The organism is Lentimonas sp. CC4 (assembly GCF_902728235.1).
Lineage (GTDB): Bacteria > Verrucomicrobiota > Verrucomicrobiia > Opitutales > Coraliomargaritaceae > Lentimonas.
This window is the reverse complement of sequence record NZ_CACVBO010000001.1, coordinates 2,307,289-2,319,918: the sequence shown is the minus strand read 5'-3', so window position 1 is coordinate 2,319,918 and position 12,630 is coordinate 2,307,289. Positions and strand designations below refer to the sequence as shown.

Below are 12,630 nucleotides of genomic sequence, written 5' to 3'. Positions count from 1 at the left end.
CGAGAGTGAATCAAAACGGCACATCTTCATACTCATGATCAGCTATCTCGAGAAATTCCTCTTCAGCCTCAACTGCTCTGACAAGTCGTCTTACTCTGGACGGCAGCACCGCGATGAGGTCATCAGTCAAAATCGAATAGCCACGCACGAGTCGCTTTTTATAGCTGCTAGCTACCCATTCATCATATACAATTGGATCATTATTTACATATGGGAACACATTGGCTGAATAATCTAGAGCGATTAGTGCAGTGAGATCGGAGATGGGAATAACAGTGTTCATTGGACCACGATGTTCAAGGAGTCCGCCAACATCTTCCAAGCGAACTGTTCCCGATGCGATTTCGACGCCACCACAATACATGACATACTCGAGATACGATTGCTCACTATCCCCAGTATGAGTTTCGAAGATTTGAAGGATGATTTGTTTATTCATGTTTATGACTTTCTATATTGTATTATAATTTGAGGCGTCATGACAGTAGCCACCGCCACTACATTTATAGTAAAAAAGGAACGGCCCCGCAACTGGCCTAAAAATTTGTATTTTATTACAAAAACCTGCGCCCGGATGCCCCAAAAAACCTAAAAAGCTACTTCACTTGTATCAAAATACCGGATACAGACCTAAAAAACCCTAAAACTTTATTTCTAGTCGGTAGAAACGCCTAAAAAACCCTAGAAATCTGCCTCTCCGTCCATAGGGACAGAGCTACCGCGATATGTAAATAGACAGTAAAAGCGCACGCGCCTCCCTGACATTCGCGTTAGCTACGCCCTATGGTACTTATGAAGCAGGCCCGTCCTATAGATACTTTGGAACCAGTAACAACGAAGTGCTCAGTTCTCAGCTAAAGTTTTTCTGCTCAGATATTAAAAATCAAAAAGTTCTTGTTTTTTAGAAAGTTATTTCGAAATAGCTTATATCAGCAAGAAACGACAGTCGGAAAATGTAATTAACGGTGAAGATAGGCTTACAAGCCTGCTTCACAAAGCAGCGTGGTTACACAATCAACAGAGTTCCCCTTCTATCAATGAAGTTGAAGGAATGAACAGGGATCGATTCGGGTCTCAGATCATACTGAAACCGACGCACAAACTGATCCTAAACCATGTGATCCAGAATTGCGCTTCCACTAGGCAACTAATCGAGCAGAACTGCAAGATTAGCCCTGCCACCGCTGGTCGCTACTTACGAGAACTCCTTCAGCATGACTATTTAAACAAAACCGGTAGGACCTATTGCGCCACCGAGAAAGGAAGAAACCAATGACCCACTCCAACGCACAGCATTCAGGCCCAGTGCGCAAAGGGAGTGCACAACAAAACATTGACGAGACATTAAAACTGTGCGCGTGATCATCTATGCACGCGTTTCCAGCCAGAAGCAGCTAGACAATAAGGAAGAGGACTCGATCAAAAGCCAGACCCACTGCTGCCGGAAGTTCTCAAAGGAGATGTATCGTATTAGAGAGCGGTGGGATATTGTTGAAATCATCTCGGATGATGGCCGGACTGGACGGAACGACAAACGAGATGGAATTAATAGGGTTCGGACACTAGTGTCTCAGGGGAAAGCCGACGTTGTCTTGGTTTACGGGCTCAGCCGAGCCTTCCGAAACAGCCGATTGGGACACGAGTTTGATCAGGCGCTTGCAGAACATGGAGTACGCCTGGTTTCAACGACACAACCTGGAGGAACTGACACATCCTATGAGATATTCGTGCGTAGCATCTTCTGGGCTCTCGCAGAACTTACCAGTAATATTATTTCAGAGGATGTTAGGCGTTCCATACTATCACGCCTCCAAGAAGACCTCACGCACGGCGGGGTACCCAAACCAGGATACGGCATTGAAAAGGGCAGACTTTATATCGTACCGGAAGATGCCAAGGTGGTCTTACAAATCTTCGAAATGGTGATACAAGGCATGACGCCGATGGAAATTGTTAACGATCTGAACGTTAGAAAGATCAGGACGCGCACGCGCGTCTCAAACAAAGGAAAGGTCACCGGGGGCAAGCGGTTCCGAATCGAGAACGTCCTTACTCTCTTGCGAGACCCGATCTATAAGGGCGTGCTTATTCACGATGCAGAGGAATTCCCTTCAGCAGCGGAATCCATCGTCTCCGATGAAATCTGGGATAAAGCCCAAGTCGCTTTGGATAGCCGGCCTCGCAAGGAAGAGGTTATCACTCAGAAAAGGGACAAGAATTTCCTGCCACTCAAAGGACTCATCCGATGCGGTTGTTGCAACTCGGCCATGAAGCCAAGCTTCTCGACAAAGCGAAAGTCGGACGGCTCCATGCAGAAATACTTTTATTACCTTTGCTCGAAGCATGAGAAACAGGGAGATGAATCGACTTGCGATATTGGTCGGGTGCCCGCACGTCTCATGGAATCACTTTTGATGGAAGCTTTCGGCGAGATTGCAGCCAATCCGGAAGTAGCCACAAGACTTGTCGAAAGCGCTCCCAAGGTAAAAACCACCAAGATTCGCGGATTATCGAAAGAGCGTCAGGCGATTCGTCGTCAGTTGAAAGATCTGGACACTGCAGTGGACAAGGTAGTCGAAAAAGTTCTCCAACTAACAGGAACAGCCGTAGGCGAAAAGCTACAGGAAAAAATTGAAGCCCTTACCGTTGAGAAAAACGATCTGGTTGCTGAGGAGATTCGGTTAAACCGTGAAGTCGATATACTAAAATCTGATGTGCTCACGACTGAGCAATTTCAGAACGCCCTCTCCCACTTCGCAGAGGCGGTTAAATGCTTACCAGAAGACGAGCAGCGAGAGCTCTACAGGCTGCTATTCAAATCCATCATCGTCCGAGACGGAGGAAAGGCCAAAGACCCCATAAACGAGAACGCTCGACGCAACAGGGATTCCAGACGACATCTCAGTGTTGAAGTGCGCCTGCGCACCGAAGCCATACACACGCTTTTCGGCGAAGAACATCCAAGCGCAGGCCGAAAGAGCGGATTTACCATCCCCTTAGAAATCGCCCACTGCCGAAAGAAACCGACGGAGAATTGCGCCATACTCTCCCCCGTCCACAAGGAGTGCGGACACAAGGCACCCAAAACCAGAAAGCGCCCCAAGAAAACCGAGCACGAAATCCACCGAGCGATCCGCTGGAAAAAGGAAATGGAGGAGTTGAGCATTGGGCAGAATGAGTTCGCCCGATCTAAAGCACTAAGCAATGGTGCCGTATCTCATGTGCTGAAATGGCTTGAATTATCTGAAGGAGCTCAAATCTTAATAAGCTCTCTACGTCAACCGACGGAGATCCGCTCAGTGAGCAGAAGCTTCAGAAAACAGCTTATCGAGTTGTCACCCGCTAAACAAATCAAGGCTATCGAAACTAGAATCAAGTCTGCTTGAAGGTGTTTACCACTTTAATGAGAATCGCTCTCAAAAGAGGGGATTTGAAAAGCTCAATCACTCGAAAGTCGAACCAACGACAAAGTGGTAAACAGCATCAGTATTTCGTAAGTATATACAAAAAGAGAGATTTACGAACCGGTGTTTACCACTTAGTGGCTTGGTTCGCAAATCTCTCAAGATGGCTGCTCAGTCTGGGATCGAACTAACAGATAGCTGTCATTGGCGGCATACCGTGAGTTGATGAAATTTTGAGGTGGTTTCCCTGCGGCAAAGCCAGAAGGCTGAGCGGTCGCGAAATCAGAAACCATGGAAACCAGCAATGAAGAAAACTAGTAACGAAAAAACCGAAGAACAAATGCAATTCCTCGACAATGCTGAAGCGTTTCGGGACTACATTCGATGCCAACCCCGCAAGACACCTTAGCTCAGTTGGTAGAGTAGTTCATCTATAATCATAAAGTCGTATCATAGTGTTGAACAAAGCTCGAATCTCTTAATTCCTTGATCTAACAGCAGTGAATAGCCCCATGACACATTGACAGAACTATGACGGAATAGCTTCAAAAACCACGAAATAGCTGCAAAAATCACGAAATCGGGCAAATGACGATTACTTCGCAACCAGCTAATACACAGTGAAATAGCACCACTACGGGTAGTTAACGGCGAAATAGATAGCGGATTCGACTCCCGCCACCTCCACCATTCATTTGGAGACTAGACACCCCAATATAAAAAACTTCCGACACACCATCGAAAGTTTTTTTGTGCCTACCGCGCGCCGACTGAGCTTGGCGCACAGCCCATGACCTTCCGAAAAACCCGCGAAAAGTGGAGTGGATCTTCATAGCCGAGCTCCCGACCGACGGCGCCGACTTGGAGTTGCCCATCGCGCAATAAAAGCCATGCCGCGCTCATTTTTCTGTGTAGTAATACTTGATACGGCGACTCGCCGTGATACTTTTTAAAGATCCGGCAGAGATACTCGCTACTATACCCCGAACGCTTCGATAAGTCCGACAAGGCGTGCAGGTTCTTATATTCGCGCTGCAGAATATCCATCGCTAAGTCATACACCACGCGAGAGGCAGATTTCTCACCGCTAGCAGAGCCTTGATGGCGTGCAATGAGCGCCAAGACCACAGATTCTAAGCCGTCGACGACGGGAGCCGTCTGCACATCACTCTGCTCCCCTTCATCCACAATTCTGTCCAATATTCCGACCAGCGACGAGACATCGCCGAGCTGTAACATACGCCCAGGATGGAGCCCAATCGCTTCCCATGCCTCAGGAAATGCCGCTCCACCACGGACAAAAAAATACTTACGAAACGGTCGCTCTTCCTCATTACCAAAATGCTGAGCCACTCCAGGCCCATGCGTAAAGACTGCCCCATGCCGCAATTGACGCATCTGCTTGCCCTCACGATAGAAACCATGCCCGCCGACAATCACTTCAAGCGTCCAGAACGGAGAATCATTTCGTTCAATAAAGTAATCTGGCGCACACTCCTCATAGCCTGCCATAAAGATATAGTCAGCTGCATCAACTGATCTGGAGAAGTTTGCATAGCGCCCCTGACGGACTTGAGGCGATAATTCTAAAGAGGATCTTTCCATACAATAAGTGGCGTCATTTTCTGTTCAATAATATCCATAGACAGTCAGTAATATCACTAACAGGCAAGTGCGATTTGAGCTATGATGCGGGTCATGAATAATTATCCATTCTCTTTTCCCAAAATTGGTATTCGCCCCACAATTGATGGACGCCTTGGTGGCGTCCGTGAGTCGCTTGACGACATCACAATGAACATGGCAAAGCGCGTCGCTGCTCTCTACACGAAAGAGCTTCGCAATCCAGACGGTAGCCCGGTCGAATGCGTGATCGCAGACACCAACATCGGCGGCGTGCGTGAAGCAGCTGCTTGTGAAGAAAAATTCAAGCGCGAAGGCGTTGGCCTCAGCCTCACTGTCACCCCTTGCTGGTGCTACGGTTCTGAGACCATGGACATGGATCCACATCGCCCGAAAGCGATCTGGGGCTTCAATGGCACCGAGCGTCCTGGCGCTGTGTATCTGGCAGCAGCACTTGCTGGCCACACTCAAAAAGGCATCCCAGCCTTCGGTATTTATGGTAAGGACGTGCAAGAAGCTGGTGACGAAACAATGCCAGAAGACGTCGTTGAGAAGCTCCTCAACTTCGCACGTGCAGGTCTCGCAGTTGGCTTCATGAAGGGCAAAGCATACCTCTCAATGGGTGGCACTTCGATGGGCATCGCAGGTTCCGTCGTCGACTCCTCATTCTGGGAGCGCACACTCGGCATGCGTGTTGAAGCAATCGACATGACAGAGTTCGTCGGCCGCATGAACAAGGGCATCTACGACCAAGCTGAATTTGATAAAGCCCTCGAATGGGTGAAAGAAAACTGCCCAGAAGGCAAAGACTACAACAGCGAAGACACACAACGCAGCCGTGAGCAACTCGACTCCGAGTGGACTGATTCGGTCAAGATGGCGCTTATCGCCCGCGACTTGATGGTCGGCAACGACGAGCTCGCAAAAGCTGGCTTCGGCGAGCAAGCCCAAGGTCACCTCGCGATCGCTGCTGGTTTTCAAGGCCAACGCCAATGGACAGACCACTTCCCGAATGGCGACTTCATGGAAGCGATCCTCAACACATCCTTCGATTGGAACGGCAAACGCCCTCCTTACATCGTCGCGACAGAGAACGACGCTCTCAACGGCGCTGGCATGTTGTTTGGTCAACTCCTGACAAACAGCGCACAGATTTTCGCTGACCTTCGCACTTACTGGAGCCCTGATGCAGTGGCTCGTGTTGCTGACGGCTACAAGCTCGAAGGCGCTGGTGCAGACGGCCTACTCCACTTGATCAACTCCGGCCCTGCTGCACTTGATGGCACAGGCGACCAGAAAGATGCGGATGGCAACCCAACGATGAAGCCCTTCTGGGAAATCACCGACGAGGAAGCCGCAGCAAGCCTCAAGAACACCACTTGGCACCCATCCATCACGGAATACTTCCCAGGTGGCGGCATGAGCACACGCTTCAAGACCAAGGGTGGCATGAAGGCTACAATGATTCGCCTCAACCTCGCTGCGGGTCTCGGCCCTTGCCTACAGATTGCTGAAGGCTGGACAGTCGAACTTCCAGAAAACGTGCACGACGCACTGGACGAGCGCACCAACCCAAGCTGGCCGACTACATGGTTCGCACCACGCCTCACAGGGGAAGGCGCATTCCGCTCGACCTATGAAGTGATGAACAACTGGGGCGCAAATCACTGTGTCATGACTGCCGGTCACGTTGGTGATCTCTACATCACACTCGCTTCGATGCTCCGCATTCCAGTCTACATGCACAATGTGGGTGAAGAGCGCATCTTCCGCCCGAGCTCATGGAACGCATTCGGCACATCCGACCGCGAAGGCGCAGACTTCCGCGCTTGCGAGTCCTACGGCCCGCTTTACACCTAAGCAGGAGCGAACGTCCAACGTCCAACTTTGAATAGAATGAAGCTTCCCGTATCGTGGTCGTGCAATTCAAGATTCGATATTGAACGTTCGGTGTTCGACGTTCACTAACACTTTCGAAACTCCCGTGTTGCCCTAGGCGGCACGGGAGTTTTTTTGTCTCAGTCTCCAAATTCTTAATTCTTAATTCTTAATTCTTAATTCTTAATTCTCATCATGCTCAAAGGTATCTCTCCACTCATTTCCCCTGAACTACTCGCCACTCTAGCAAAAATGGGGCATGGCGACGAAATCATCCTCGCGGATGCACACTTTCCAGCGGATTCTTTCAACGACAAAGTCATCCGCGCGGACGGCCTAAAGATCGACGCCCTACTCGAGGCAATCCTACCCTTGCTAGAGCTCGACGCCTATGTGCCCGACCCACTCGTGATGATGGCCGCCGTCGAAGGTGATTCGCTCGATCCACAAGTTGAGAGCACCTACCGCGCAGCAATCGATAAGCACGCACCGGAAGCACCCGCGATCGCACGCATTGACCGGTTCGCATTCTACGACCGCGCCGAAGCAGCATTCGCCGTCGTCATGACCGGTGAGACCGCGAAATACGGTAACATTCTGTTGAAGAAAGGCGTTACGCCGATTCAGGGGTAGTCGGCTACGCCCTCAGCAGTAACCCTGCTCAATAAAGGGACATCCTGACCATCGAGTCAGGAGTCCCTGTCTTTTTTGGGCCCCGTCTCCAACTGACTTAGCGAACGACAAACATTCACAACGCTCTCAACCTCCCCCCGCAACCCGAGGCTACTTTAAACGGCTAACTGCGCCGCCTTGCTTCATCGCTTTGATGGTATTACGCACATACCGCTCAACGACTTCCTTAACCTTTGTCTCTTTAGCTTCCAAGCGCACTCGATTCCACCAGACAGCATCGGTTTGCCCATTCACGTAGAGCGCAGTCTCCATCGTCGCCACGAATGTGGTATCCCACTCTCCGCCGCCAAACAAACCTGAGAAGACATTGGGCTCCTCTGCCGTCGAACTAGTCTGTTCCTTTTGCACATTCTTTGCCTGAGCAAAAAGAACAGCCAAAGTCGGATCCGCATCGAGAAATTTAGTGAATGTCGCAGCATTCAAGGAAGCCAACTTCGGCATGACCGTAAACGACGGCACCGCATTGATTCCTTCTTTCTTCAGCTCCTCGACCATCTCATTCTCAAACATCACACGTAATTCGGGGTTATACGAGAGCACGGCCACCAGCACTTCATAATGAGGCTCACCCAACCAATTCGGGTCCGAACCAGTGTTGATTAGGGTCAATTCAGTATTCTTGCAGGAGACAAGAAGTAGCAGCGTAAGTAGGCAGAAGAATGGTTTCATCGTGCGGCGATCAAACGAGCGCACAACGATCATGCCAAGATTTTTCGGTAACAATACCGTCGACGAGTTTCAATTGATACGAGTGAAACTCGCCGACAAGCGCAGGCTCAGCGGATCATACCCCCTCGCCTACAAACGCGATATCAACAACTCACGCTCGAAGATCATCTCCTTCGGCAAGTGCTCGAAGAGCTTCAGGAAGAGCTCTTCGTGCTGCAGCGTCTGCATTTTGAGTCGATCACGATCGATATGCATCAACTTATCAAAGTCGACTTCCGTAAAATCAGACATACCACGCCAGTCGAGGTCGTCATAACGCGGCATCCAGCCGATCGGACTCTCTTTCGCACCAGCACGGCCAGTCGCCCGCTCGACGATCCAACGTAGTGGTCGCATATTTTCACCGAACCCAGGCCAGAGCCACTTACCTTCAGAATCCTTACGGAACCAGTTCACATTAAACACGCGCGGCGTCTCTTTGAGGCTACGCTGCATCTTGATCCAATGGCGGAAATAATCGCCCATATGATACCCGCAGAACGGCAGCATCGCCATCGGGTCACGGCGCAGCGCACCCATCGTGCCCTCAGCCGCAGCCGTCATTTCCGAACCAGTCGTTGCACCGAGATACACACCGTGCCCCCAGTTGAAGGCTTGGGTAACGAGCGGCACATCACTCATACGGCGCCCACCAAAGACCATCGCATGAATTCGCACGCCCTCAGGCTTTTCCCAGTTTTCATCAATGACCGGGCAATTCTCTGCTGGTGCAGTGAAACGGCTATTCGGATGCGAGGACGGCGTTTCGCTCTCAGGCGTCCAATCGTTGCCCTTCCAGTCGATCAAATGCACTGGAGCCTCCTCCGTCATGCCCTCCCACCAGATATCACCGTCGTCAGTTAAAGCAACATTGGTAAAGATGGAGTCCTTCGAGCAAGAATCCATCGCGCTGGGGTTTGTCTGATACGACGTGCCAGGAGCGACACCGAAAAATCCGGCTTCGGGATTGATCGCATAGAGACAACCGTCTTCTCCAGGCTTAATCCATGCAATGTCGTCGCCCACACACGTCACCTTATACCCCTCCATCTCTTTCGGAGGAATGACCATGGCGAAGTTCGTCTTGCCGCAAGCACTCGGGAAAGCAGCAGTCACATACGTTTTACGCCCATCCGGCTCTTCCACGCCAAGAATCAACATGTGCTCAGCCATCCAGCCCTCGTCGCGAGCCAAGGTCGATGCGATGCGCAGCGCGAGGCACTTCTTGCCCAGCAGCGCATTGCCGCCATAGCCAGAACCGTAAGAAACAATCGTGCGCTCCTCAGGGAAATGCACGATATGTGTATCCTTCGGGTTACAAGGCCAGGCCACATCTTCCACCCCTTCGTCCAACGGACACCCGACAGAGTGCAGACATGGCACGAAAAAGCCGTCTGTCCCCAGCACTTTAAGCACTTGATCACCGATACGCGCCATAATGCGCATATTAACGACGACATACGGCGAATCCGTAATTTCGACACCGATCTTCGAGATTGGCCCACCGACTGGCCCCATACTAAATGGAATGATATACATCGTGCGCCCATGCATGCAGCCCTTGAAGAGCTCCTTCATCTTATGACGCATCTCCCGTGGGTCTTCCCAATTATTCGTCGGGCCCGCACCATCTTTATTTTGCGAACAAATAAAAGTCTTTGATTCCACCCGTGCCACATCGTTGGGATCGGAACGAAACAGGTAACTATTCGGCCGCTTCTGCTCATTGAGCTTCACGCACATTCCCTTTTTCACCATCTCGGCGAAAAGGCCATCAGCTTCGGCTTGCGAGCCATCACACCAGTGCACGGTAGCTGGCTCGCAAAGTGTTATCATTTTCTCAGTCCACTTTAAAAGCGCCTGATGTTCAGTCTTAGGGTGATCATTAGTAGACATGACTCAAGCGTAGCAAAAAGCGTGCACATGGTAAGCAAAAAGGGGCATTATCCAAAAAAACTCTCCACCAATCACAACAAACCTGCAATTCACTCTTGAACCAAACCCATCCGTCTCCATCTCTCAAATAAGCAATTGATCGAAGCCCTGCCCTTCGACGGACCCGACCTACAGCTTTCCCAAGATGCCTCGTAACAAAAAGCCCTCAGACGACGACAACCTAGAATTCCCGCTCGACACTCCTGCTGACGACAGCAGCACCGAGCCAGCGCTCGACGCAGAGAGCGGCACCGAGCTAGAAACGGCCCCAGAAGAGACCGAGGACATCTTCGAGCAAAAGCCACTTTCTGGCCACGTGGACGACATGTTCAGCGAGTGGTTCCTCGACTACGCCAGCTACGTCATCCTTGAACGCGCCGTGCCGCACGCCAACGATGGCCTCAAGCCAGTGCAGCGCCGCATCCTCCACTCCATGCGCGAGCTGGAAGACGGTCGCTACAACAAAGTGGCCAACGTCATCGGCAACACGATGAAATACCACCCGCACGGCGACGCCTCCATCGGCGACGCCATGGTGCAACTCGGTCAAAAGGAGCTACTCATCGACATGCAGGGCAACTGGGGCAACACCCTGACCGGCGACTCCGCCGCTGCCGCACGTTACATCGAAGCGCGCCTATCCAAATTTGCCCTCGAAGTCGTCTTCAATCCGAAGACCACCAACTGGCTCGCCTCCTACGATGGACGTAACAAGGAACCCGAGACCCAGCCGGTCAAATTCCCCCTACTTCTGGCGCAAGGCGCCGAAGGCATCGCCGTCGGCCTCTCTTGTAAGATCCTGCCGCACAACTTCATCGAACTCCTCGAAGGCTGCATCTCGTTTCTACGCAAAGAGACGCCCGAGATCGTGCCCGACTTCCCGACCGGCGGCATCGCCGACGTCTCCGAATACAATAACGGCAAGCGCGGTGGCCGCGTGAAATGCCGCGCCCGCATCGAAGCGCGTAAAAAGAACCTGCTCGCCATTACTGAGCTACCCTTCGGCAAAACCACCACTTCGCTGATCGACTCGATCATTTCCGCTAACGAAAAGAGCAAGATCAAGATCCAGCGCGTCGAGGACAACACTGCCGACACCGTCGAGATCCTCGTCTATCTACCCTCTGGCGTCGACGTAGAGACTGCCGAACAAGCACTCTACGCCTTCACGGATTGCGAAGTCTCCATCTCGACGAATATCTGCGTCATCGAGAACGATCGACCGCACTTCTACTCAGCCCAAGACCTTCTCTACCTAGCAACCGAGAAAACTCGCGAGTTGCTCAAGATGGAGCTCGAAATCGAACTCGCCGAGCTCGAAGAGAAGTGGCACTTCTCCTCACTGGAAAAAATCTTCATCGAAAAGCGCATTTACCGCCGCATCGAAGAGGAAGAGACATGGGAAGCCGTGATCGAAACCGTCGATGTCGGCCTCAAGCCCTACAAGAAGCTCTTTAAGCGCGAAATCACCCGCGACGACATCCTGCGCCTGCTCGAAATCAAGATTAAGCGCATTTCGAAGTTCGACGCGATTCGTGCCGACGAACTGATCAAAGGCCTCGAAGAACGGATCGAGGAAACACAACGCCACCTTAAGCAGCTCACCAAATACACCATCCGCTGGTTCAAGGAGCTGATTAAAAACTACGGCAAAGGTCGCGAGCGCAAAACCGAGCTCGCCTCCTTCAAAAAAGTCCTCGCGCACGAAGTGGTCATCGCCAACGAGACCCTCTACGTCGATTACAAGGAAGGCTTCGCAGGTTACGGCATGAAGAAGGACGAGTCCGTCTGTAAATGCTCTACCATGGATGATATCATTTCCATCAATCAAGAAGGCAAGCTGATCGTCTCAAAGGTCAGCGAGAAGGCCTTCTTTGGAAAAAACATCCTGCACCTCAACGTGTTTAACCGCGCTGAGCCCAACGCCCTTACCTACTGTATGGTGTATCGCGATGGACGCACCGGCCCGACAGTGGCTAAGCACTTCACCATCGGCGGGGTCACACGCGACAAAGAATACGACCTCACTAAAGGTAAGGCTGGTTCGCGCGTCTTTTACATCTCTTGCTACGCCACTGAAGGCGGCGATCCAGATGCAGTGAAAGTCAACCTCAAGCCAGCCCCTCGCCTACGTAAGACCGAAGAAGAGATCCTCTTCCGCGATCTCGCCGTCCGCGGCCGCGCCACTGGAGGTAACGTCGTCACGAAGAACCCCGTCCGCAACGTGGTTCGCATGACCAAAGCCGCTCGAGAGGAAGCCGAGAATCGGTAACAGACAGGAAGTCCTACCGAAACTGCGACACTGACATTGTCACGCAATCTCCGGACTAGGCGAGCTCGGTCGTGCCGCAGACCTCCGCCATACCAGCCGCATATTCGTCCTCGGCAA

8 protein-coding genes are annotated in these 12,630 nt (G+C 51.5%); 4 read left to right on the top strand and 4 right to left on the bottom strand.

The genetic code is table 11. The features are described 5' to 3' along the window. Positions 1-10: 10 nt before the first annotated feature. Positions 11-439, bottom strand: a complete 429-nt coding sequence (locus tag GZZ87_RS10045) for a hypothetical protein (RefSeq protein ID WP_162027229.1) — start codon at positions 437-439, stop codon at positions 11-13. 913 nt (positions 440-1,352) lie between these two features. Here GZZ87_RS10045 and GZZ87_RS10040 point away from each other — a divergent pair. Next, complete coding sequence (locus tag GZZ87_RS10040; protein WP_162027228.1) at positions 1,353-3,386, top strand: recombinase family protein; 2,034 nt, start codon at positions 1,353-1,355, stop codon at positions 3,384-3,386. A 774-nt stretch (positions 3,387-4,160) separates the two neighbouring features. On the opposite strand, the gene GZZ87_RS10035 is transcribed toward GZZ87_RS10040, so the two are convergent. Then, a complete protein-coding gene (locus tag GZZ87_RS10035; RefSeq protein ID WP_162027227.1) occupies positions 4,161-5,009 on the bottom strand; it encodes an AraC family transcriptional regulator in 849 nt (282 codons plus the stop codon). 81 nt (positions 5,010-5,090) lie between these two features. Between GZZ87_RS10035 and GZZ87_RS10030 the strand changes: the two genes are divergently transcribed. Together GZZ87_RS10030 and fucU are read left to right on the top strand one after the other, a co-directional pair. Beyond that, on the top strand, positions 5,091-6,887 hold the full coding sequence (locus tag GZZ87_RS10030) for an L-fucose isomerase (protein ID WP_162027226.1): 1,797 nt from the start codon (positions 5,091-5,093) through the stop codon (positions 6,885-6,887). A 213-nt stretch (positions 6,888-7,100) separates the two neighbouring features. Then, positions 7,101-7,538: an L-fucose mutarotase gene (gene fucU / locus GZZ87_RS10025; RefSeq protein ID WP_162027225.1), complete on the top strand. Its 438-nt coding sequence runs from the start codon at positions 7,101-7,103 to the stop codon at positions 7,536-7,538. Positions 7,539-7,688: 150 nt separating this feature from the next. Here fucU and GZZ87_RS10020 read toward each other — a convergent pair whose 3' ends face one another. Next, entirely contained in the window at positions 7,689-8,321 is a 633-nt protein-coding gene (locus GZZ87_RS10020) for a hypothetical protein (RefSeq protein ID WP_162027224.1), read from the bottom strand. Positions 8,322-8,396: 75 nt separating this feature from the next. Continuing rightward, positions 8,397-10,202: a phosphoenolpyruvate carboxykinase (GTP) gene (locus GZZ87_RS10015; protein ID WP_162027223.1), complete on the bottom strand. Its 1,806-nt coding sequence runs from the start codon at positions 10,200-10,202 to the stop codon at positions 8,397-8,399. 184 nt (positions 10,203-10,386) lie between these two features. Here GZZ87_RS10015 and GZZ87_RS10010 point away from each other — a divergent pair, with 184 nt between their 5' ends. Continuing rightward, entirely contained in the window at positions 10,387-12,513 is a 2,127-nt protein-coding gene (locus tag GZZ87_RS10010; protein WP_162027222.1) for a DNA gyrase/topoisomerase IV subunit A, read from the top strand. The last annotated feature ends 117 nt before the right edge of the window (positions 12,514-12,630 follow it).

Coding starts and splice junctions, on each gene's coding strand:
- GZZ87_RS10015 (WP_162027223.1), bottom strand. CDS start 10,202: ATGTCTACTAATGATCACCCTAAGACTGAACATCAGGCGCTTTTAAAG.
- GZZ87_RS10030 (WP_162027226.1), top strand. CDS start 5,091: ATGATGCGGGTCATGAATAATTATCCATTCTCTTTTCCCAAAATTGGT.
- fucU (WP_162027225.1), top strand. CDS start 7,101: ATGCTCAAAGGTATCTCTCCACTCATTTCCCCTGAACTACTCGCCACT.
- GZZ87_RS10035 (WP_162027227.1), bottom strand. CDS start 5,009: ATGGAAAGATCCTCTTTAGAATTATCGCCTCAAGTCCGTCAGGGGCGC.
- GZZ87_RS10010 (WP_162027222.1), top strand. CDS start 10,387: ATGCCTCGTAACAAAAAGCCCTCAGACGACGACAACCTAGAATTCCCG.
- GZZ87_RS10045 (WP_162027229.1), bottom strand. CDS start 439: ATGAATAAACAAATCATCCTTCAAATCTTCGAAACTCATACTGGGGAT.